General features: G+C 53.3%; 17 protein-coding genes and 1 other RNA gene. 9 read left to right on the forward strand and 9 right to left on the reverse strand.

Annotated elements, in window-relative coordinates:
• Positions 1-234, forward strand: coding sequence for a cellulose biosynthesis protein BcsF (gene bcsF / locus EVX52_RS05025; protein WP_129990749.1), 234 nt, complete (start codon positions 1-3; stop codon positions 232-234).
• A complete protein-coding gene (bcsG, locus tag EVX52_RS05030) occupies positions 231-1,877 on the forward strand; it encodes a cellulose biosynthesis protein BcsG (protein ID WP_129990750.1) in 1,647 nt (548 codons plus the stop codon). Before bcsF ends, bcsG begins: the two co-directional genes overlap by 4 nt.
• Positions 1,878-1,965: 88 nt before the next feature.
• On the opposite strand, the gene EVX52_RS05035 is transcribed toward bcsG, so the two are convergent.
• Entirely contained in the window at positions 1,966-2,664 is a 699-nt protein-coding gene (locus EVX52_RS05035; protein ID WP_129951231.1) for a FadR/GntR family transcriptional regulator, read from the reverse strand.
• A 197-nt stretch (positions 2,665-2,861) separates the two neighbouring features.
• On the opposite strand from EVX52_RS05035, the gene uxuA reads away from it, so the two are divergent.
• Entirely contained in the window at positions 2,862-4,046 is a 1,185-nt protein-coding gene (gene uxuA / locus EVX52_RS05040) for a mannonate dehydratase (RefSeq protein ID WP_129990751.1), read from the forward strand.
• 34 nt (positions 4,047-4,080) lie between these two features.
• On the opposite strand, the gene araC is transcribed toward uxuA, so the two are convergent.
• The 4 genes from araC to EVX52_RS05060 all read right to left on the reverse strand — a co-directional run bounded on the left by araC (position 4,081) and on the right by EVX52_RS05060 (position 9,035).
• Positions 4,081-5,016: an arabinose operon transcriptional regulator AraC gene (araC, locus tag EVX52_RS05045; RefSeq protein WP_095922099.1), complete on the reverse strand. Its 936-nt coding sequence runs from the start codon at positions 5,014-5,016 to the stop codon at positions 4,081-4,083.
• Positions 5,017-5,192: 176 nt separating this feature from the next.
• Positions 5,193-6,197 (reverse strand): L-arabinose ABC transporter permease AraH, encoded by a 1,005-nt coding sequence (araH, locus tag EVX52_RS05050; RefSeq protein ID WP_013575455.1) that lies wholly within the window; start codon positions 6,195-6,197, stop codon positions 5,193-5,195.
• A gap of 17 nt (positions 6,198-6,214) precedes the next feature.
• Positions 6,215-7,801: an L-arabinose ABC transporter ATP-binding protein AraG gene (gene araG / locus EVX52_RS05055; RefSeq protein WP_129951229.1), complete on the reverse strand. Its 1,587-nt coding sequence runs from the start codon at positions 7,799-7,801 to the stop codon at positions 6,215-6,217.
• Between the two features lie 247 nt (positions 7,802-8,048).
• Positions 8,049-9,035, reverse strand: coding sequence for an arabinose ABC transporter substrate-binding protein (locus EVX52_RS05060; RefSeq protein ID WP_015697441.1), 987 nt, complete (start codon positions 9,033-9,035; stop codon positions 8,049-8,051).
• Positions 9,036-9,452: 417 nt separating this feature from the next.
• On the opposite strand from EVX52_RS05060, the gene EVX52_RS05065 reads away from it, so the two are divergent.
• The 6 genes from EVX52_RS05065 to EVX52_RS05090 all read left to right on the forward strand — a co-directional run bounded on the left by EVX52_RS05065 (position 9,453) and on the right by EVX52_RS05090 (position 16,887).
• A complete protein-coding gene (locus EVX52_RS05065; RefSeq protein ID WP_129951228.1) occupies positions 9,453-11,132 on the forward strand; it encodes a ribulokinase in 1,680 nt (559 codons plus the stop codon).
• Between the two features lie 36 nt (positions 11,133-11,168).
• On the forward strand, positions 11,169-12,674 hold the full coding sequence (araA, locus tag EVX52_RS05070; RefSeq protein ID WP_129951227.1) for an L-arabinose isomerase: 1,506 nt from the start codon (positions 11,169-11,171) through the stop codon (positions 12,672-12,674).
• Between the two features lie 381 nt (positions 12,675-13,055).
• A non-coding RNA gene (locus tag EVX52_RS05075) (RtT sRNA) lies at positions 13,056-13,137 on the forward strand.
• A 273-nt stretch (positions 13,138-13,410) separates the two neighbouring features.
• The gene (locus EVX52_RS05080; RefSeq protein ID WP_129990752.1) at positions 13,411-14,160 is read left to right on the forward strand and encodes an ABC transporter ATP-binding protein; all 750 of its coding nucleotides are present in this window, start codon (positions 13,411-13,413) and stop codon (positions 14,158-14,160) included.
• Between the two features lie 77 nt (positions 14,161-14,237).
• Entirely contained in the window at positions 14,238-15,179 is a 942-nt protein-coding gene (locus EVX52_RS05085; protein ID WP_205952629.1) for an ABC transporter substrate-binding protein, read from the forward strand.
• A gap of 49 nt (positions 15,180-15,228) precedes the next feature.
• Entirely contained in the window at positions 15,229-16,887 is a 1,659-nt protein-coding gene (locus EVX52_RS05090; protein ID WP_129990754.1) for an iron ABC transporter permease, read from the forward strand.
• Here the strand turns inward: EVX52_RS05090 and EVX52_RS05095 are convergent.
• From EVX52_RS05095 to EVX52_RS05110, 4 genes are all read right to left on the reverse strand, one after another.
• A complete protein-coding gene (locus tag EVX52_RS05095; RefSeq protein ID WP_129951223.1) occupies positions 16,884-18,380 on the reverse strand; it encodes an MDR family MFS transporter in 1,497 nt (498 codons plus the stop codon). The two genes, EVX52_RS05090 and EVX52_RS05095, sit on opposite strands and share 4 nt — an antisense overlap.
• 128 nt (positions 18,381-18,508) lie before the next feature.
• The gene (bioD, locus tag EVX52_RS05100; protein WP_129951222.1) at positions 18,509-19,195 is read right to left on the reverse strand and encodes a dethiobiotin synthase; all 687 of its coding nucleotides are present in this window, start codon (positions 19,193-19,195) and stop codon (positions 18,509-18,511) included.
• 321 nt (positions 19,196-19,516) lie between these two features.
• Complete coding sequence (locus EVX52_RS05105) at positions 19,517-20,740, reverse strand: ROK family protein (RefSeq protein ID WP_129951221.1); 1,224 nt, start codon at positions 20,738-20,740, stop codon at positions 19,517-19,519.
• A gap of 167 nt (positions 20,741-20,907) precedes the next feature.
• Positions 20,908-21,807 (reverse strand): LysR family transcriptional regulator, encoded by a 900-nt coding sequence (locus EVX52_RS05110; RefSeq protein ID WP_129951220.1) that lies wholly within the window; start codon positions 21,805-21,807, stop codon positions 20,908-20,910.
• Between the last annotated feature and the right edge of the window lie 64 nt (positions 21,808-21,871).

Consider the following 21,871-nt stretch of genomic DNA (forward strand, 5'->3'; position numbering starts at 1 on the left):
ATGGACATCAGAGATATTATTGAAATTTTTATTCTGGCAGCGATGATTTTTTTCCCGGCAGGATATGTACTGCGCAACCGGCTACCTCGCTGGAAAAACCGTTTCGCGGCCCTTTTCCTTTCGCCGCGCTATTTAACGCGAATAACAGCCAGCTCCGTCAGTAAAAGCCGCAAACGCTCCGGTATACCGGCTGATGACTCCGCCGCAACAGGGAAATCCAAGACGTCACTATGAACGAATCGCAATCCTCTTTACCGCATTTGCGGATCTGGCAATCCTGGCGCGGCCTGGGTGCCTGGAACTACTATTTTTTAGTTAAATTTGTTTTGCTTTCAACGGGGTATCTGAATTTTGATGCACTGAGCAATCTTGTCTTTGCCGCAGTATTGCTGTTCCCGTTACGTTCACTGCGCCTGCATCGCTGGAGACAGTGGCTGGCCCTGCCTTTCGGGCTGGCACTGTTGTATCACGATACCTGGCTGCCCGGCTGGCGTTCAATCGTCAATCAGGGGGCGGACGTTGCCGGTTTCAGTTTCAGTTATCTGCTTGAACTGGCCGATCGCTTTATCAACTGGCAGTGGATTGCCGTCGGTTTCGCTTTGCTGGTTGGTTATCTGTTTATCTCCCAGTGGATCCGGCTGACCACATTTACCGTTATTGCACTGCTGTGGCTTAACCTCAGCGGCCTCATCACGCCATTTTTCGCGCATTATACCCCCCCGGCTATCGCCCAAAATACCGTGACGACACCGGTGACCGTTGCGCCATCAGCCACGGATAACACCGTGAATGGTCCGCCCACCAATGCCAATCTGAACGCTTATCTGGAGCAGTTTTACCAAAACGAACGGCGCAAGACGACGAAATTCCCTGATGCGTTGCCTGCTGATGCACAGCCGTTTGACCTGCTGGTGATCAACATTTGTTCGCTGGCCTGGTCAGATCTGGATGCCGTGAATCTTTCCAGTTCACCGCTGTGGTCACGTTTCGATTTTGTCTTCAGTAATTTTAATTCAGCCACGGCCTACAGCGGCCCGGCATCTATCCGCCTGCTGCGCGCCAGTTGCGGTCAGACCTCGCATCATGATTTGTATCAGCCTGCCGGTCAGCAGTGTTATCTGTTTGACGATCTCGCGCGTCTGGGCTTCACTTCCCAACTGGCTATGGATCATACGGGTGTATTCGGTAATTACATCGGTAACTTGCGTGATGATGCCGATATGAAAGCGCCGCTGATGTCACAGGCCGGTCTGGGTTATGAGCTGACGTCATTTGATGGCACACCGATTTTCAACGACGGGCAGCTGTTCTCCCGCTGGCTGGAAAATCAGGAGAAAGCCGGTACCGCGCGCACCGCGACCTTCTTTAACCTGATCCCGCTGCATGACGGCAACCGTTATGTGGGCAGCAATAAAGGCGCGGATTACCATAACCGTGCACAAACCCTGCTGAATCAGCTGAATACTTTTATGGATCAGCTGGATAAATCCGGCCGCAAAGTCATGCTGCTGGTGGTGCCCGAGCATGGTGCTGCCCTGGTTGGCGATAAGATGCAAATATCGGGTCTGCGTGACATTCCAAGCCCGGGCATTACCCACATTCCGGTCGGCGTGAAATTCTTTGGTATGCAGGCCCCCCATGCGCCGTCACCGATGAAAATCGAGGGTCAGAGCAGCTATCAGGCGATTTCAGAAATGGTCGCCCGCGCAGTCGATGGCAAAGTATTTAACAGCCCGACAATGGACTGGAAAACTTTCGGCTCGAACCTGCCACAAACGCCGCTGGTATCAGAAAATGAGAACTCGGTGGTGATGGAATATCAGGGGAAAATTTACATCCGGCTCAACGGCGGCGGGTGGGTGCCGTATCCGAGCTGAGTGAAGCCGGGTCGGAACATAATGAATTTTAAGGGGCAGCTTCTTTTGCTCCCCCCTTCGCAAGGGAGGGAGCTTAGGCTCTCTTCATTTACTCTGCAAATAGCTGGTCATACACATGCTGTAAATGGCGGCTCATTCTTGCCCGCGCCCCTGCGCCATCTTTCGCCAAAATGGCGTCCAGGATCCCCTGATGATCGGCATTCATTTCACGGGCGAAATCCACTTCGGTGTAATGACTCTCCAGGCGCATAAACCGGCGTGAACGTCGCTTATCCCACAAATATCCCATCATATCGTGCAGCACTTCGTTGCCGGTCATTTCGCTGATCATCATATGAAAGCGGCGATCGGCTTCGAGGAAGGCGTCGTTATTAGCATTCAGTTCGTTTAATTCGCGGGCGATGGCTTTTAGCTTTTCGCGCTGATCGTCAGTGCCGTTAATTGCCGCCAGTTCTGCTGTCATCGATTCATAAACCTGACGTGCTTTTACCAGTGATTGCAGGCTGAATTCCTCTTCGGTATTCACCGTTTGCACCGCGGGTGTGGCCTGTGGCAGCGGATCGCTGACATATACGCCGTTGCCGGTGCGGATTTCCACCCAGCCGGTGATTTCCAGTGCAATCAGGGCTTCACGAATGGATGAACGGCTGACCCCCAGCTGTTTGGATAAATCGCGCTCAGAAGGGATCATCGCGCCCGGCGCAAACTGACCGGTATTAATGCAATTAATCAAGACATTAGAAATCTGGCGATACAGCCGTTCAACTTTAAGGGTGGGTAATGCCATTATTTTCTCCGTGTTCATGCTGAATCCCAGATCTGTTATCCCGATCACATTAAAGATCGGTTTGATGCTGAATCATATGTCGGTCTGATGGCCTGACCAGCAGACCACCTGACCAGACCGCGCATTAAGATTGAACTTATCACCGGCCATGCGTCAACTACATTCAGACAGTCAGTTAACAATTTTAAGGAAAACACATGGAACAGACATGGCGTTGGTACGGCCCGAACGATCCGGTTTCACTTGATGATGTGCGTCAGGCTGGCGCAACCGGCGTGGTTACCGCCCTGCACCATATCCCGAACGGTGAAGTCTGGCCGGTGGAAGAAATTCAGAAACGCAAGGCCATAATTGAAGCCAAAGGGCTGGTATGGTCTGTCGTGGAAAGCATTCCGGTGCATGAGGAAATTAAAACCCGTAGCGGAGATGTTGAAAAACATATTGCTAACTATCAGCAATCTATCCGCAACCTGGCGGAATGCGGCATCGATACAGTCTGCTATAACTTCATGCCGGTTCTGGACTGGACACGCACGGATCTCGGCTATTTGCTGCCGGATGGTTCACGCGCCCTGCGCTTCGACCATATCGCGTTTGCGGCTTTTGAATTGCATCTGCTCAAGCGCGAAGGCGCGACTTCTTATTACAGCGCGGATGAGCAAAAACAAGCGGCCGAATACTTTGCGGCAATGACACAGGCGGATAAAGATCAGCTGGTGTCTAATATTATTGCCGGTTTGCCGGGTGCGGAAGAAGGCTACACACTGGATCAGTTCCGTGCACGTCTGGCCACTTACGACGGTATTGATAAAGCGAAATTGCGTGAAAACATGGCGCATTTCCTGCGCAGCATTGTGCCGGTTGCCGAGCAATGTGGATTGAGTCTGGCGGTTCACCCTGATGATCCTCCGCGCCCTATCCTCGGCCTGCCGCGTATTATTTCCACCATCGAAGATATGCAATGGCTGAAAGAAACGGTCGACAGTATTCACAACGGTTTCTGCTTCTGCACCGGTTCTTACGGCGTGCGTGAAGATAATGATCTGGTGAAAATGATGACCACCTATGCCGACCGCGTGCATTTCATTCATCTGCGTGCGACGCAGCGGGAAGACGTACCGGGAAGCTTCCATGAAGCAGACCATTTAGACGGTGATGTGGATATGGTGGCGGTAATCAAAGCGATTCTGACCGAAGAGCAAACCCGTCGCCGCGCGGGCAATCTGCGCGCTATCCCGATGCGTCCGGATCACGGCCATCAGATGCTGGATGATTTGCATAAGAAAACCAATCCGGGTTATTCAGCGATTGGACGCCTGCGGGGACTGGCAGAACTGCGGGGTGTGGAGCGGGCACTGAAACAAAGCTTCTTTAATCAATAATTTTGCACCTCCCCCTGCGAAGGGGGAGAACAAATCAAAAATGATACGCCACCGCGTTTTCCTGCTCCGGCCACGGATGGGATTTATACGGCTTGGCCGGATAGTTGATCTCGACACTCCGGCGGCGGAAATCACTCGGGCTCACCCCGACACGTTTCCGGAATACCCGTGAGAAATACAACTGATCATCGTATCCCACCACGCGGCCAATCGTCGCGATGGATTCCTGTGTGGTCTGCAATAATAATTTGGCGCGGATTACCCGCTGATCTTCGCGCCAGCGCAGGATATTGATCCCGACCTGCTCACGGAATAAATGCGCCAGCCGTGAGGGTGAGAGGCAAACGTGTCGGGCAACTTCATCAATCCGCAATTCACCCGCCAGATTGCCGGTAATAAACTGACAGGCTTCGATAACACGCGGATCCATAATTTTTTGCGGGCTCTGCGGATCTTCTTCCATGGCGCGCAGCAACAAACGTTCCAGAAGATTCATCCCCAGCTCTTCACAAAAACGTCGCCCCGATTTCTGCGTTTGTTCGATGTTGGCAAACAAACGGTCAAATTCCAGCAACAAAGTGTTATTCGGTAAAGAAAGACGCCCGACATCGCGGGTTTTGGTGTGCCATTCGAGCCAGTCAGCCCAGTAGGCGCGCGGGCGGAAATAAACCCAGCGGTGATACCAGGAATCAGCGTTAGCAGACCGGCTGTAAAGATGACGGGCTTTCGGCGGGAATAGCAGCAGATCGCCGGGGTTGCAGTAGAAGGTATCTTCGCCGTCGAAGACTTTCCCCTGCCCCTTCACCGTCAGGTTAAGGATATAGCCCTTCATGCCGCCGGGACGGTCAATGGCAAAATCCAGTGGCCCGTCAGCAAGGATTGGTGTCATACCGGCGACCAGATAGGCATTGAAACTGTAACCCGGTAACAGCGGATTTTGCTGCTGATCCTGAATCATACGGTGATACATCGAACCTCCTGAAACTTCACATGGCTATGGACTTTTCATCTATTCTAACCGGCAGTGAAAACGCTGCCAGTAAAGGTTACTATATTGTGAACAAACACGCGTTTTCCCGGCATTTAACCCGTGATGGCGCTAAATGCCGGACGATGACAGGATGAAAGCGTTATCACAAAATCCGATTAAACGGTCTTTTTCGCTTTCTGTTTGTAGCGGTCAAAGATCACCGCCGCCAGCAGGATCAAACCACGAACCACATACTGCGAGAACGGAGAAATATTCAGCAGGTTCATCGCATTTTCCACGGTACCCAGAATAAGGATCCCGGAAACAACATAGGAAATTTTGCCGATGCCGCCTTTCAGGGAAACGCCCCCCAGCACGCAGGCAGAAATAACGATCAATTCGAAGCCCAGTGAGGTCATGGGCTGGCCGCTGGTCATGCGTGACGCCAGAATGATGCCCGCCGCCGCTGACACCAGCCCGGAGAGCACGAAGATGATGATTTTTGTACGCACCACCGGCACACCGGCCAGACGCGCCGCATCTTCATTACCGCCAATCGCCAGCGTGTTACGCCCGAAAGTGGTTTTGTTCAGCAACAGACCAAAGATGATCAGACAACCGACCGTCAGCCAGATGGGCGCAGGCAACCCCAGCCAGTTGGCGTAACCCAGAGTGAAGAAACGTTCGTCTTCGATACCCACCGCTTTACCATCGGAAATGATGTACGCCAGACCGCGCACGATCTGCATGGTGGCAAGCGTGGTGATCAGCGCATTGATTTTCAGGCGGGCGATAACAAAACCGTTGAGCAAACCGGTCAGCATACCGAGCAGTAAACCGGCAGCGACACCGATCCACAAGCTTTCGGTCATATTGATTACCACGGCGGTCGTGACGCCCGCACAGGCAATCACCGACGCAACTGACAAATCGAAGTCACCGGAAGCCAGGCAGAACAGCATCCCGCAAGCCACCATCCCGGACATTGAAATCGCCAGCCCTAACCCTTTCATGTTGATGAAAGAACTGAAGTTGGGCACGAAAATGGTACAGGCAATAAACAGCACGGCGAACACCACTAACATGCCATAACTGTCCCAGATACGCATCAGCCCCTGGCCGCCGCGTGAGGCGGCTGAAGGTTGATCCGGTTTAGCTGAATTGGTCGTCATACTCGACATAATATTTTGCTCCTCAGTCAGGCAGCGTCATGGGCAGAATCAAGAACGGGTGTCCGCAACATGGCGAGCCCCAGCGCTTTTTCTTCGGTGGCGTCGTCATGCAACAGTTCGCCGGAGATTGCACCTTCGCGCATCACCACAATCCTGTCGGCCAGACCCAGCACTTCCGGTAAATCACTGGACGCAAACAGCACCGCAATGCCTTGTTTTGCCAGTGAATAAATCACATTGTAGATTTCATGCTTAGCACCAACGTCAATACCGCGCGTCGGTTCATCCAGCAAAATGACTTTCATTTCTTCCGATAACCAGCGACCCAGAATGGCCTTTTGCTGATTACCCCCCGAAAGATTCATGATCAGTTGCTGATCGCTGGGGGTTTTGATATTCAGCGCATCAATATGTTTACGCGCATTCTTCGCTTCCCAGGCGTTGTTGATCAGACACCCTGCTTTGACTGTTTTGCGACGGGCGCTGATGTTGATGTTGTCACGCACCGAGTGCACAGGAATGATGCCGTCAGCCTTGCGGTCTTCCGGACATAGCATGATGCCCTGGCGGATAGCATCCGCCGGTTTGCGGATATTCAGCGCTACGCCGTCGAGACGGACGGTGCCACCGGTAATCCGCGTGCCACCGAATAAGCCTTTCATCAGCTCACTGCGCCCTGCGCCCACCAGCCCGAACAGGCCGACGATTTCACCCTGGCGTACAGTGAGGCTGACCGGTGTTCTCACGCCCGGTGCTTTCACCTCTTCCAGTTCAAGGCGGATTTCACCATGCGGACGCGGTGCGTAACCGTAAATGTCATCGAGATTACGGCCAACCATCGCCTGCACCAGTTTGCTGTTATCCACCTGCGTCATATCGTCGAAAGTGCGGACATAACGCCCGTCTTTGAAAACAGTGACAGCGTCACTTAATGCAAAAATTTCTTCCATGCGGTGCGAGACATATAAAATCACGCGCCCTTCAGCACGTAACTCACGGATAACACGGAATAACTGTTCAATTTCACGGGCGGAAAGTGAACTGGTCGGCTCATCGAACGCAATAATTTTGGCATTACGTGCCAGCGCTTTAGCAATTTCAACCATCTGCCACTGGCCGATGGAAAGATATTTCAGCGGCGTATCGGGGTCGATATCCAGTCCGAGATGTTCAAGCTGAATTTTGGCTTCGTAACGCAGCAATTTTCGGTTCACGAAACCATGTTTGCTCGGTAACTGGCCGAGATAAATGTTCTCTGCCACCGTCATTTCCGGCACCAGATGTAATTCCTGATAAATAATCGCCACACCGGCATCGAGCGCATCCGTGGTATGGCTGAATGCGACCGGCTGGCCTTTGATGTGAATATTGCCCTGGGAAGGCTGATAGTTCCCGCTGAGGATTTTCAACAGCGTAGATTTACCCGCGCCGTTTTCGCCCATCAGCGCATGGATCTGCCCGGCATAACAATTGAAAGAAATCCCGTCCAGCGCTTTCACGCCAGGAAAAGTTTTGCCAATGTCATGGAATTCCAGATACGGCCTGGCCGCATCAAACTCCGTCAGGGACGGTGTCAGCAAAGGCGTCTTATTATCGAAAGATTGCTGAGTCATAGTGGCTACCTGGAAGTTGATTAAGTATGGATGCACGCCGCTGCACAGCAGAAAACAGTTCAACGTCTCCCTGTCGTCCACTCTGCAGCAGCGTCTCTCCCCTTCATACTTCAAGTCGCAGATGCGTTGGCTACGCTTACTCACCCGAATCACTTACTTATGTAAGCTCATCGGGACTCGCTCACTTGCCGCCTTCCTGCAACTCGAATTATTTAGGGGTATTGCTTGTTTCAACCACATCTGAAGATCACATAAGACCTTTCTTCTTCAACTCTTCTTTGAAGTTATCGCGGGTGATGAGGACAACATCCGTCACTTCAGTAAATTTCGGTGGTTCAACGCCTTTGGTGACCCATTCATTCAGCATCTGGATACTTTTGTAACCATGGATATCCGGGCTAGGTAACAGGGAACCGTAGAAACCGGTTTGGGCACTTTTTGACAACTCATTCACCGCATCCACGCCGTTGATGCCGATGCCGATGACGTTAGCGGCTTTAAAGCCCTGACCTTCGGTTGCACGAACGCCACCCAATACCGTGTTGTCGTTCATGCCGATGATCAGCCAGTTTTTCACTTCAGGATGTTGCACCAGCAGGGAGTTACCGGCATCCAGTGCGCCCGGTATGTCGTTAGATTTGGTCGGGACTTTATAGATTTGTTTTTCCGGGAATCCGGCTGCTTTCAACGCATCCATCGAACCGGAGGTGCGGCGGCGCGCCGTATCGAGTTCATCTGCCGTAATGGCCATCACCCCGGTATCAGCCACTTTCCAGCCACGTTTTTGCATTTCTTTGTACAGTTCCTGCCCCTGACGTTCACCGATTTTGGTCGCGGCCATCATAACTAACGGCACTTCTTCCATTGGCTTGCCTTTGGCATTCACAAACTGGTCATCCACCTGGATGACTTTCATGTCATAGCTGCGCGCTTTCGCCATGATGGCAGGTCCGAGACGCGGATCCGGCGTACAGATGACAAAACCTTTCGCCCCGTTGGCCGCCAGGCTGTCAATCGCATTCAACGTTTTTTCACCATCCGGCACGGCGATTTTAATGACGTCGAAGTGGAGATCCTTACCGGCTTTATCTGCGAACCGCCATTCAGTCTGGAACCACGGCTCTTCCGGCTGTTTAACCAGGAATCCCAGCTTCGGATTCTCGGCTGCCATAGCTGAATGTGACATAAGGGCAGCTAACCCGACCGCCGCTAATGCCTTAGTGAATTTATGCATGATGTTCTCCGACTTTTATTGTTGTTTTTCACAATCGCAGTCTTACATCGGGTGGTTTACCGCAATCGTGAAAACGTTATCAGTAGCGTAAAGAGACAAAGTGAAAGTGCGGCGAAGTCCGGTTTTATAGAGGATTTACGTCACACTCTCTTGTAAGACGGGTTAAGTTTTAGCGGTAATTTTGCAACGGAATGTAGAGCGCTATCACACGGCGGGAAAACAGCAGGTTTGTGCATAGATATAGCGATTTTAGCCAAACGCTAACATTTGACCAACCTCACAGAAACATCATTGGGAGCAGATTTGTGCATACTTCCAGCTAACGCCTCCTCACTCACTTTTTTGCATCCTCCTACTGTTAGAGCAATTCGATTCGCCGCCGTAATGACTACGGCAAACCTGAAGGAGTGAGAAAGAATGACGCAAGGTGCGATTGCTCTTGGTCTTGATTTTGGCAGCGATTCCGTCCGTGCCCTGGCAGTGGATTGCCAGACCGGTGCCGAGATGGAAACCGATGTGGTTTATTATCCGCGCTGGAATGAAGGTCGCTATTGTGATGCGGCAAAAAATCAGTTCCGCCACCACCCGCTCGACTACATAGAGGCAATGGAACAGGCGATTAAAAATGTGGTGCAACGTCTGGGCAGCGAACGTGCTGCGCGCGTGGTGGGTATCGGTGTTGATTCCACCGGTTCAACCCCCGCCCCTGTCGATAAAGAAGGCAACATTCTGGCGCTGAAACCGGAATTCGCCGAAAACCCCAACGCCATGTTCGTGCTCTGGAAAGATCACACAGCCATAGAAGAAGCCGAAGAGATCAACCGTCTTTGTCGCAGCGGCAATTTCCCTGACTATTCCCGTTATATCGGTGGCGTTTATTCCTCAGAATGGTTCTGGGCAAAAATCCTGCATGTATCGCGTGAAGATGCGGCGGTTAAACAAGCCGCTGCCTCGTGGGTCGAATTGTGCGACTGGGTGCCCGCCCTGCTTTCCGGCACCACCGCGCCGGATAAAGTGGTGCGCGGGCGTTGCAGCGCCGGACATAAAATGCTCTGGCATCCGTCATGGGGCGGCCTGCCACCCAAAGATTTCTTTGCCGCACTTGATCCGTTGCTGGTTGAACATCTGCCGTATCCGCTGTTTACCGACACCGTTACCGCCGAACAGGCTGTTGGCACACTCACGCCTGAATGGGCCGAACGTCTTGGCTTACCGGCCAGCGTGGTGCTGTCGGGCGGTGCATTCGACTGCCATATGGGCGCCGTCGGCGCGGGTGCACAACCTTATACGCTGGTCAAAGTGATCGGCACTTCCACCTGCGACATTCTCATTGCCGATAAAGAACGCGTCAATGACCGTGCTATTGCCGGCATCTGCGGGCAGGTCGAAGGCAGCGTGGTACCGGACATGATCGGAATGGAAGCCGGACAATCCGCTTTCGGCGACATGTATGCCTGGTTTAGTCGCCTGCTGAGCTGGCCGCTGATTCAGGCAGCCAAAGCGCATCCTGAAATGGCACCGCAACTGACCAGCCTGCAAAAAAATCTGCTGACCGATCTCACTGCTGCCTGGGCGGCAAATCCGAAACTGGATCACCTGCCGCTGGTGCTCGACTGGTTTAACGGCCGCCGCACACCGTTTGCCAACCAGCGTCTGAAAGGTGTCATTACCGATATCAATCTGGGCACAGAGGCGCCGGAACTGTTCGGCGGTTTTATTGCGGCGACCGCTTTTGGCGCACGCGCCATCATGGAATGTTTCGAACAGCAGGATATTCCGGTGGAAAACGTGCTGACCCTCGGCGGCATCGCACGTAAATCGCCGGTCATCATGCAGGTTTGTGCTGATGCCATGAACCGTCCGCTGCAAATTGTCGCCTCGGATCAGTGCTGCGCGCTGGGTGCCGCGATTTTTGCCGCTGTCGCCGCCGGGGAATTCAACGATGTCCCTGCCGCTCAGGAAAAAATGGCCTGTAGCATTGAACGCACACTGCTGCCGGATCCGCAGCGCGTTGAGCAATATCAGCGTCTGTACACACGTTATCAGCAATGGTGTGCCACGACAGAACCACTGTTTGCAGCAAAACCGGCACATTAATTCGTATTTTACCTATCCGATATTCAGGAGTCATAAATGGACGCGTTTAAACATCTCGAAGTGTGGTTCGCCATTGGCAGTCAGCATCTGTATGGTCCCCAGGCATTACGTCAGGTAAAAGAGAACGCCGAGAAGGTGGTCAGTAGCCTGAACAGCGAAGCCGGGTTGCCGATCAAACTGGTGCTCAAACCGCTGGTGACCACGCCGGACGAAATCACCGCGTTATGCCGTGAAGCTAACTATGACAATGCCTGTGTGGGCATCATCACCTGGCTGCATACGTTCTCACCGGCCAAAATGTGGATCGCCGGGCTGAGCATTCTGCATAAGCCGCTGATGCAGTTCCATACCCAGTTCAACGCCGAAATCCCCTGGGAAACCATGGACATGGATTTCATGAACCTGAACCAGACTGCGCACGGTGGCCGTGAATTCGGCTTCATCGGTGCCCGTATGCGCCAGCAACATACCGTAGTGGCCGGTCACTGGCAGGACGGTGAATCTCATCGCCGTATCGCTCAGTGGATGCGGGTTGCTGCCGCGAAAAACGAAAGTCAGCATCTGAAAGTGGCACGTTTTGGCGATAACATGCGTGAAGTTGCGGTCACCGAAGGCGATAAAGTGGCTGCGCAAATCCAGTTCGGTTACAGCATCAGCGCCTACGGTATTGGTGACCTGGTCAGCGTAATCAACGAAGTCAGCAAAGGCGACGTCGATACGCTGGTAGAAGAATACGAAGCCACCTATCGTCTGACGGATGCGGTAAAACTCAACGGCGAACGTCGTGAAAATCTGCTGGATGCCGCCAAAATTGAACTCGGCATGACCCGCTTCCTCGAGCAGGGTAAATTCGGCGCCTTCACGACCAACTTTGAAGACCTGCACGGTATGAAACAACTGCCGGGGCTGGCCGTTCAGCGTCTGATGCAGAAAGGCTACGGCTTTGGTGGCGAGGGTGACTGGAAAACATCTGCCCTGCTGCGCATCATGAAAGTGATGGCCAGCGGTCTGAAAGGCGGCACGTCTTTCATGGAGGATTACACCTACCACTTCAAGCCAGGCAGTGATCTGGTGGTGGGCTCGCACATGCTGGAAGTGTGTCCGTCGATTGCCAAAGAAGAGAAACCGCTGCTTGACGCGCAATATCTCGGCATAGGTGGTAAAGCGGATCCGGCACGTCTGATTTTCTCCACGCCAGCGGGTCCGGCAGTCAATGCCAGCGTCATCGATATGGGCGACCGCTTCCGTCTTCTGGTCAACCTGGTGGATACCATCGAACAACCGCATCCGCTGCCAAAACTGCCGGTTGCCCGCGCTATCTGGAAAGCCCAGCCATCACTGGCGACAGCAGCAGAAGCCTGGATCCTCGGCGGCGGCGCACACCATACCGTGTTCTCACAGGCACTGGATATCGACGCGCTGCGGTTATATGCAGAGCTTTCCGGGATTGAACTGCTGGTGATTGATAACGAGACGACGCTGCCGGACTTCAAAAATCAGATCCGGTGGAATGAGGTGTATTACAAGCTTTGCAGCCGCTGATTTATTTGCAGAAGGCCGCTGCAATGGCGGCTTACACTGCTAAAGCGAGTTAGCGTAAATTTCGGTTTCTTACGTGCGGTGATCACTTAACGCGCTGCGCCGAAACCGCCCAAAAGGGGAAAGTGCTTTTCCCCTTTTGGATTTCCCCACGCTTTTTCAACACGCGCTTCGCTCGCTGGCTATGTTTCAGTTGCCGCGGCGACAGGCTGGAAATCTTGCCGCTACGCGGTACCTTCATTTCGGGGTTGCAGCCTCAGGTCTGCAACCTCTCATTTAGCAAGCTTTCTGAACCGCCCGCACGATCTTAAATTCAAAAACAGAATGAATTTATATTTTCAGAAAAGTGTATTGGCGTGATCAAAAATGGCACCGAATGAACGGTTCGAGACCTATGGCTCGAGCCGAGCGGAGCGAGACAACGTCACGAAGTGACGGCCCGAAGGGCGAGGCCGTAGGCCGAGTAAACCTGAAATTCGGGAATCGCGAAGCGATGACATTTTGCGCCACTCACCAATGCATCAGAACATGTCCGTCATATCCGCGACAGCGCGCAGTGAAAAAGCGCGGAGTCCAGAGGCCCGCGCGTTACCGGGTCTCTGGTCGGTGTGGGCCGACGCCCACGGTTTTGACCTTAAGGCCAGTTTGGGTGGCACCCCAAGGTGTTGTCATCCGTCCGTCACATTCCCCCTTTACGCTCACCAGCACAATTAAGTCCCAAAGAGGATAGTTCCCCACCATGATCATTCCAGCTACCATCAGCGGGAATGCGCCTGCGCGCATGTCTTCTCCTCCCGCTATCGCCATCCATGAGGTCTCCCATTTCTTTGGGAGTCACCCGGTACTCAATCGCGTCAATTTATCGGTGCCCGAAGGCACTATCCTCGCCCTGCTCGGCCCTTCCGGTTGCGGTAAAAGTACGCTGCTGAAAATGCTGGCAGGATTGCTGCATCCGGCGTCGGGGCAGATCAGTTTCGATGGCGAAATTGTCGCCAGCGGAAAAATCAATGTGCCACCGGAAAAACGCCATCTCGGCATGGCGTTTCAGGATTATGCATTGTGGCCGCATATGACCGTACAGCAGAACGTCGCATTCCCGTTGCAGATGCGCAATATCCGGGGTGCAGCGCAGCAGGAGAAAGTGATGGCAGCGCTGGAACGCGTCGGGTTGGCGGGTTTCGCTTCAAGACGCCCTTCTGAGCTTTCCGGTGGCCAGCAACAGCGCGTGGCACTGGCGAGGGCCATCGTTGCCGAGCCGCGAATTTTACTGTTCGACGAGCCGCTGTCGAATCTTGACCGCGATCTGCGGGAAAGCCTGTGCGAGGAAATGGCAACCCTGTTGCGCCAACTCGGCACCACGGCGGTGTATGTCACCCACGATCAGCACGAAGCTCGTGCACTCGCACACTGCATTGCGCGCATGGACAAAGGCGCAATCGCCAGCGTTGACCCGATTGACCCTTCCGTTGTTTCACCTTTTGTTGCTTAACCTTTGATGGAATGAAAATGATGAACCGCACACACAATAAAACCTCCAAAACGTTTTCCCGTATCCAAACAGGCGTAATGACAGCAATGACTCTTTCTCTCGCAATGGCAGCAGGCAGTGCACAGGCGCTGACGCTCTACACCGCCGGGCCGGGTTCTCTGGCAAAAAAACTGGCAGCCGGATATGAAAAGCAAACCGGCATAAAAGTGGATGTGTTCCAGGCAACGACCGGCAAAGTGATGGCGCGTCTGGAAGCAGAACAGGCAAACCCGCGCGCCGACATCCTTATCTCAGCATCCTGGGATACCGCCACCGATCTCGAACAGCGCGGCTTGTTGCTCGGATACCAAAGCCCGAACGCAGAAAAGGTTCCGGCGCAGTTTAAAACACCGTATTACGTCGCACAGGGAATTTCCGCCCTGGGTATCGTATGGAATACCAAAAGTGGTACTACCGAGCCTAAAGACTGGGGCGATTTAGCCAAACCGGAATTCAAAGACAAAGTCACTACGCCGGATCCGTCACTTTCCGGTGCGTCTCTGGATTTGCTGATCGGGTTACAAAATGCCCACGCACAGCAGGCCTGGAAACTGTTTGAGGATCTGAAAGCCAACGGCATGATCATAGCGGGACCCAACGCACAGGCGCTGACGCCGGTCTTACAGGGTGCAAAAGCCGCCGTCTTTGGTGCGGTTGATTATGTATCTTACGCCAGCGTGCAGGACGGCGAATCCGTAAAAGTGATTTTCCCGGACAGCGGAACGGTCATCGCGCCGCGCCCGATGATGATCCTCAAATCCAGCCAGCAGCCAAAAGAAGCGAAAGCCTTTATCGATTACGCACTGTCGCCTGAAGGCCAGAAAATGGTGGCTGATGCCTGGCTGATGCCGGCCCGTACCGATATCGACGCCAGACGTCCGTTGTTTAAGTCACTGAAATTGCTTCCGGAAGTTTCTCAGGCTTCTGCGTCACGTAAAGACGTTCTCGACCGTTTTGCGAAGCTGTTCAGCCCGCAGTAATCCTTTCACGGGCTGTTAACCATTACAGCCCGCTTTTGAGATTTCATTAATGAGCAGAAACGCTTTTTTACCGGGCGTGACGGGCATTGCACTGCTGTTGCTGGTTGCAGTGCCGGTCACGTTTGTCGCCTTGCAGGCTGTCTTCCCGCATCTGGATACAGGCAGCTTTTCCGCGCCGTTCAGCGCCTTTCCCCCTGTGTTCGAAGAGCCTCAGTTACGTAAATTGTTCGCCACCACGTTAAAGGTCGGACTGGGCGTGGCGATATGCAGCGGTCTGATTGGCATTCCATTGGGTGCCTTACGCGGCCTGTTTGCGCTGCCCGCCGCCGCGCTGTGGGACATTCTGTTTCTGGTGCCCTTCCTGTTGCCGCCCTATATTGCCGCGCTGTCCTGGATGCTGGCGTTACAGACTAACGGTTATGTCCAGCAACTGCTGCCATGGCTACATCTGAATGATTTTTTGTTTTCGCTGCCGGGCATGGTGGTGGTGATGACACTGAATATTTTCCCGGTGGTGTATTTTGCGGTCTCACGCAGCATGGCGGCCAGCGGCAGCCGTCTGGCAGATGTCGCGCGCATTCACGGCGCAGGTCCGTGGCGGGCATTTATACGCATCACACTGCCGATGGCGTTACCGGCGATGGCATCCAGTTTATTGCTGGCGTTTACGCTGTCGATTGAAGAATACGGCGTGCCCGGCGCACTGGGTTCGCGCAGCGGTATTCTGATGCTCACCACAGGTATCGAACAACGCCTCGCCGACTGGCCGGTCGATTTGCCCGGTGCGGCGGTGCTTTCGCTGATGCTGGTGGCGATTGCGCTTTGCGCATACAGCGTTCAGCGTGCGGTACTGGCGGGTAAAAATGTTGAAAGCCTGACCGGCAAACCGGCTGACGTCACACAGAAATCGCTGGCTGGCTGGACTATCCCGGTGCTGATTTTGTTTATGGCGGTGGCACTGATCGCCGTCGCGCTGCCGATTGTCTCCATGCTGATCACCGCGTTTTCCCGTACGTTGTCCGGCGGGCTCTCGTGGCAGAATCTGACCTTAGGACACTTTGGCAATGTGTTTGCTGCACATGGCGATGCCCCTGCCGCACTTTCAACCAGCCTCGGTCTGGCGCTGGGCACTGCACTTATCGCAGGGGCAACCGGATTGATGGCATCGTGGCTGGTGGTGGCACGCAAAATTCGCGGTGCCGCATTGATTGATGGTTTATCGCTGCTGCCAGCGGCACTACCGGGGATTGTGGTCGGTGTGGGTCTGATTCTGGCCTGGAACCAGCGCTTCTGGCCGGTGACACCGTATAACACCTGGGGGATTTTGCTGCTGGCGTACTGCTGCCTGTTGTTGCCTTATCCGGTACGTTATGTCAGCGCCGCATTAAAGCAGATAGGCGGAAATCTTGATGCCGCCGCGCGCGTGCATGGCGCCACAGCGGCGCAAACATTACGCCTGATCCTGCTGCCGCTGGTGTTTCCGAGTTTACTTGCCTCAATGATGATGGTGTTCGCCGTCGCGTCGCGCGAGCTGGTAACCTCTCTGCTGCTGTCACCGGCGGGCGTGCAAACCGTGTCGGTGTATGTCTGGCGCCAGTTTGAACAGGGTTCTGTCGGTGATGGTATGGCCATGGCGTCAGTGGCAGCGTTTCTGAGCCTGACGCTGATGTTAATTGCAGTCAGGCTACAACAACGAACCGCAAGTTAGTTTTCCCGCTGCGGTTCGGAGTGCGGGCGGTCGCCTGAAGGGATCAGTAAACCGGCTGCAACTGCCAGCACCGAAATCACCGCAGACACGACAAAGACCCAGTGCAGCGACGCCGCCACGCTGTCCGTAAGCATATTCAGCTGACTGCTTTCGAGCGTACCGCGCGTCGCTTTATCCATCAGTTGCTGTACGGGATCACTCACCTGTGGCAGACGATACTGAAGATTGAGATTGAGTGTCGCACCGAGCAATGCGGTACCCATGGCTGAACCGAGCATGCGGGTAAAAAGTGTCGAGGCGGTAGCAATACCCCGTATGGCAGGTTCCACGCTGTTTTGCACTGACACAATAAACGTGGTGTTGCACAGCCCCATGCCAGCGCCAATCGAAAAAGCGGCAAGACGCGCCATCCACAAACCGGACGATGGGGAGAGCACTAACAGCGCAAGACTGCCGCCTGCCAGCAATAATCCGCCTGTGACCGCCGTCATGCGATATGAGGTTGCCTGCATCAGACGACTGCTGAACATGCTCGCCAGCGGCCAGCCAATCGACATCAGAGCCAGCGTGGTGCCGGCCTGTAACGGTGTACCGCCAAGCACGCCCTGCACATAGGTGGGTAGAAATGCGCTGATACCCATCATGGTGGCACCAATGATCACCCCGCCGACGTTTCCGGCAATAATGACTTTATTTTGCCACAGTGCCAGCGGGAACAGGGGCTCCGGTGTTTTACGCTCCTGACGGACCAGCAACCAGGCGCTGCAAACTGACAAGGCCACCAGCGCCAGCGCCAGATATCCCAGTTCCTCTGCCTGCAACAGCGCCAGCAGTAAGGCTGCGACAGACAGTGTCAGATAGCCGGTACCGGCAAGATCTAACGTGTGCGGTTTACGCTGACCGTCCGGCGGCAGGTATTTCACCAGAATCATCATCGCCACCAGACCGATGGGCACATTCACCCAAAACACCACTGCCCACGGAAAATGAGAAACGATGAATGCCCCCATCAGCGGGCCGACAATCGCCGAGACGCCCCAGACGCTGGACAAATATCCCTGTGCTTTTGCCCTTTCCTGCGGACCATACACATTGGCAATCAATGTAGTGGCAACCGGCGTGATCGCTCCGGCCCCCAGCCCCTGTAAAGCACGAAAACCAATCATCCAGCCAAGCGAAGGCGCAAACCCGCATAAAACGGAACCGAGCAAAAACAGCGTGGTGCCGATAAAGAACATTTTGCGACAGCCGTATAAATCTGCCAGACGCCCGTAAACCGGCACGGTGATGGCCTGTGTCAGCAGATAGACCGCAAACACCCAGCCGAGCAGCGAGAATCCCCCCAGATCGCCAATGATAGTTGGCATGGCCGTCGCGACAATAGTGACTTCTACTGCAGCCATAAACATCGATAACATGCAGGCAGTGAGGATGAGCGGACGATGAGAGGATTTAACCGCAGCTGTTTTGACTTCCGAATGATTGACGGCCATGTTCTCTGTTTTCTTAGCATTGCTTTGATGAGTGCACTCAGGCAGATACACTTAATTATAGACAAAAAAAAGCGCTGAGTTTGCACACAGCGCCCGTTAATTACAGACTAGTAGTGACAACGTCACTATCAGGCCTGAGACATCATCTTCAGATCAAAACTGGACAGATTAATAAACCGGGTTAAATCGCGGCTTTCAGCTCGGGGTAAATACGGAATTTCCCCCAGCAGCGGCGCTGTAATATTGGCGCTGATCGCGTCAATCGTTTCCTGGTAGTGAGCCAGACACGGGTTAATGCGGTTCGCCACCCAGCCGAGCAACGGTAAACCATCCGCAATAATTGCCTGTGCGGTTAATAATGCGTGGCTGACACACCCCTCCTGAATACCCACCACTAATACTACCGGCATATTTTGCAGACGTACCCAGTCAGAATATAAAAGTTGCGGCGTGATCAACGTTCTCCACCCGTCGCATCCTTCAACCACTACAGAATCTGCCTCTTCACGCATGAAATTAAGACCATGAGTCATTATTTCAAAAACATTTTCGGGGATCTGGCTGGCATAAATGTCTTCGTCAGTTAAGGCCAGCGGGGTTATTTTATTAAAAGGATAAGAAATAGAAGATGACTGCTGAAGAGTTACCGCATCTTTATTTCGAACCCCGTCGGCCAGCTCCTGGCTGCCTGTGGCAATAGGTTTATAGCCTAAAACGCAGCGATCCTGCGCGGCTAAGGCCTGAAGCAAGGCACGTGTGACAATGGTTTTACCTACACGAGCGTCTGTCCCCGTGACGAAAAAGTGCGTTAACATGGAATTCAGGCTCCGGGATCTCTCCGTCTTATTGAAAGATAGTCTCCGGTAAGAAAACACCGCCAGAGACAAAGTAACGACAGAAAGTCTAGGCGATGCGCGATCAGAGCAGTTTGCGTTAGCGCAATGTTTTGTTGACTGTACGTGCGGTTAATGTGCAGGTCTTATATGTTTTTTATTTAAAAACAGACATAAAAGATCTATCCAGATTAATAAAATGACGACAAGGCAGTAAAAGAAAATCCCGCTGAGCAGGTTAATGTCAGTGATCCGGACGAACAAATGCAGCCAACGCAGCGGTAATTTGAACGCTGAAGGATATTAACCTTGCAGTAATTTAATTAACAGGGAACCGCTATATAACGCGTCTTTGACTAATGCCGCGCCGGGCATCGTGCCCTGATTATAAAATTGTGTCGATTCAAGTTTGATATTTTCGCTATAAGCGGGAAGTGATTGCTGTTGAATACAGGACATTATCGCGGGATGAAGAATATCCTGAGACAAATTAAGCGGTGAGCCGATCAGTACTTTCTCGGGATTAAACAGATTGACCATAATCGCCAGAATACGTCCGACACTCTGTCCGACGCTGATAATCACGTCGCGCGCCAGCTGATCGCCCCGGTTTGCTGCATCACACACGGCTTCGATGGTCAGCGATACGCCATGCAATAAGCTGGCCGGAACGGGTACTGTTAAACGCTGACGAACGAGATCAAGAATGCTGTCAGTGCTGGCTACGGTTTCAAGGCAACCGTGATTACCGCAATAACAGCGCTTGCCGTAAGGATCCACCTGCGTATGGCCGATTTCCGCCACACTGCTGCTGCCTGCGTGCAGCACGCGCCCGCCGGTGATCACTCCCGCCCCGACGTTATGATCGATGACCACCTGCACCATATTTTTACAGCCACGCGAGGCACCATATAACGACTCGGCCAGCGTCCAGGCACCGATATCGTGCTGGACATAGACCGGCAAACCGGTGTGTTCCGACAGCGTGTCACCCAGCGGCATATCGAACACATCATGATAAAACGGCATACGGTGCACAATGCCACGACGCGCGTCAATCATGCCCGGTAAGGTAATGGCGATAGCAGTAAGGCGTTCGAGCTTGCGCTGATGGCGGATAAAAAACTGGTCAATTTCAGAAATAATACGTTTAAGCAGCGGTTGTGAAGCCTGTTCCGGCAGTGGAAGGACCTCTTCCACCACCAGTTTACTGCTGAGATCACGTAAACCGAGTGTGATTGAACCCAGGCTGATACGTGCCGAAAGATAATGCCAGGCCTGAGTGTCGAGCGCTAAACCAATGGCCGGACGCCCGCGGCTGCCGGGATCCTGAAATTCAGTTTCCAGTACCAGATGCGCCTGTAATAACTCACGGACAATCTTGGTGATACTGGCGGGAGCCAGTTGTGCCTTTTTCGACAATTCAATACGCGAAATAGGGCCAAACAGATCTATCAGGCGGTACACAGCACCGACATTGGTTTGTTTTATCTGATCGATATGTCCTGGTTGCCCGTCGGGGATCACTCAAGAAACTCCTGTTATTTTCGCGCTTCAAAATAAAGATTAGGGCTATGTTGGGGTTTTTGTCATATGTCGTCAACTATTTGATTCGTTATGTGATTCGGTGCACAAATTGCGGTAAAAGACGCTCGGAATTGACTGGAAATACAGCATCTTCTGACTTCAGCTTCTTATTCTTCACGTAACAACAATTCCATAAATGCACGGGTTGCGGCGGTCACCGGACGCCGCGCGTGATTCACCAGCCAGAGTTCTGTCGTGCCCTGCCGGTGACCAAATCGCAAATACCGCACGCCTTCAACCTGAATACGCAGATAAGAAGCAGGCAGAATCGATACGCCCAGCCCTGCGGCTACCAGCCCGATGATGGTCAGCGGTTCCCCTACTTCCTGCGTAATATAGGGGGTAATTCCCTGCGCCTTGAGCTGACCGAGAATGTCATCGTAAAGCGACGTGCCGACATCTTTGGAGAAGAACACAAACGGCTGATCGGCAAGGTGTTGAAAAGTCAGTTCACCCTCTTTAAGCGCATTCAGCGGATGATCGCTGTGCACCACGGCAATCAGCGGTTCGGACAGCACCAGATGATGTTCCAGCTCTTCCGGCAACCCGCCATTGCGCATAATGCCCAAATCCAGTTTTCCCTCCAGCAAAGGTTCGATCTGCTGTTTGCTGTTGAGTTGTTCGATGCGGATATTGACGTCCGGATAGGACAAACGAAAACGGTGTAAGGTGCGTGAAACACGGCGTAAAAAAGGTGCCGAAGAGGTCAGCCCGAGCGTCAGATTGCCTGACTCACCGCGATGAATGCGGGCTGCCTGAGCGGAGGCCTCACCGACCCGCTGCAAAATCTGCCGGGCTTCCAGCAAAAATGCCTGTCCCGCCTGCGTCAGTCTTACAGTGCGGTTGTTACGATAAAACAGCGTGGCGCCAAGATGGGTTTCCAGCGCCTGGATTTGCTGACTCAGCGGCGGCTGGGAAATGTGCAGACGTTCCGCTGCACGGCCGAAATGCAGTTCGTCCGCAACGGCGATGAAATAACGCAAATGACGCAGTTCGATATGATTCATGATGTGGATTAACCCAGCCCAATTGATATTTTAAACATATCATTTTTGACTGATTAATATATTA

Source organism: Rahnella sp. CFA14(1/10) (assembly GCF_004195095.1).
Lineage (GTDB): Bacteria > Pseudomonadota > Gammaproteobacteria > Enterobacterales > Enterobacteriaceae > Rahnella > Rahnella perminowiae.

What these genes read in the sequence shown, in the direction of transcription:
- bcsF (WP_129990749.1), top strand. Translation starts at nt 1, where the DNA reads ATGGACATCAGAGATATTATTGAAATTTTTATTCTGGCAGCGATGATT.
- bcsG (WP_129990750.1), top strand. Translation starts at nt 231, where the DNA reads ATGAACGAATCGCAATCCTCTTTACCGCATTTGCGGATCTGGCAATCC.
- EVX52_RS05035 (WP_129951231.1), bottom strand. Translation starts at nt 2,664, where the DNA reads ATGGCATTACCCACCCTTAAAGTTGAACGGCTGTATCGCCAGATTTCT.
- uxuA (WP_129990751.1), top strand. Translation starts at nt 2,862, where the DNA reads ATGGAACAGACATGGCGTTGGTACGGCCCGAACGATCCGGTTTCACTT.
- araC (WP_095922099.1), bottom strand. Translation starts at nt 5,016, where the DNA reads ATGTATCACCGTATGATTCAGGATCAGCAGCAAAATCCGCTGTTACCG.
- araH (WP_013575455.1), bottom strand. Translation starts at nt 6,197, where the DNA reads ATGTCGAGTATGACGACCAATTCAGCTAAACCGGATCAACCTTCAGCC.
- araG (WP_129951229.1), bottom strand. Translation starts at nt 7,801, where the DNA reads ATGACTCAGCAATCTTTCGATAATAAGACGCCTTTGCTGACACCGTCC.
- EVX52_RS05060 (WP_015697441.1), bottom strand. Translation starts at nt 9,035, where the DNA reads ATGCATAAATTCACTAAGGCATTAGCGGCGGTCGGGTTAGCTGCCCTT.
- EVX52_RS05065 (WP_129951228.1), top strand. Translation starts at nt 9,453, where the DNA reads ATGACGCAAGGTGCGATTGCTCTTGGTCTTGATTTTGGCAGCGATTCC.
- araA (WP_129951227.1), top strand. Translation starts at nt 11,169, where the DNA reads ATGGACGCGTTTAAACATCTCGAAGTGTGGTTCGCCATTGGCAGTCAG.
- EVX52_RS05080 (WP_129990752.1), top strand. Translation starts at nt 13,411, where the DNA reads ATGATCATTCCAGCTACCATCAGCGGGAATGCGCCTGCGCGCATGTCT.
- EVX52_RS05085 (WP_205952629.1), top strand. Translation starts at nt 14,238, where the DNA reads ATGACAGCAATGACTCTTTCTCTCGCAATGGCAGCAGGCAGTGCACAG.
- EVX52_RS05090 (WP_129990754.1), top strand. Translation starts at nt 15,229, where the DNA reads ATGAGCAGAAACGCTTTTTTACCGGGCGTGACGGGCATTGCACTGCTG.
- EVX52_RS05095 (WP_129951223.1), bottom strand. Translation starts at nt 18,380, where the DNA reads ATGGCCGTCAATCATTCGGAAGTCAAAACAGCTGCGGTTAAATCCTCT.
- bioD (WP_129951222.1), bottom strand. Translation starts at nt 19,195, where the DNA reads ATGTTAACGCACTTTTTCGTCACGGGGACAGACGCTCGTGTAGGTAAA.
- EVX52_RS05110 (WP_129951220.1), bottom strand. Translation starts at nt 21,807, where the DNA reads ATGAATCATATCGAACTGCGTCATTTGCGTTATTTCATCGCCGTTGCG.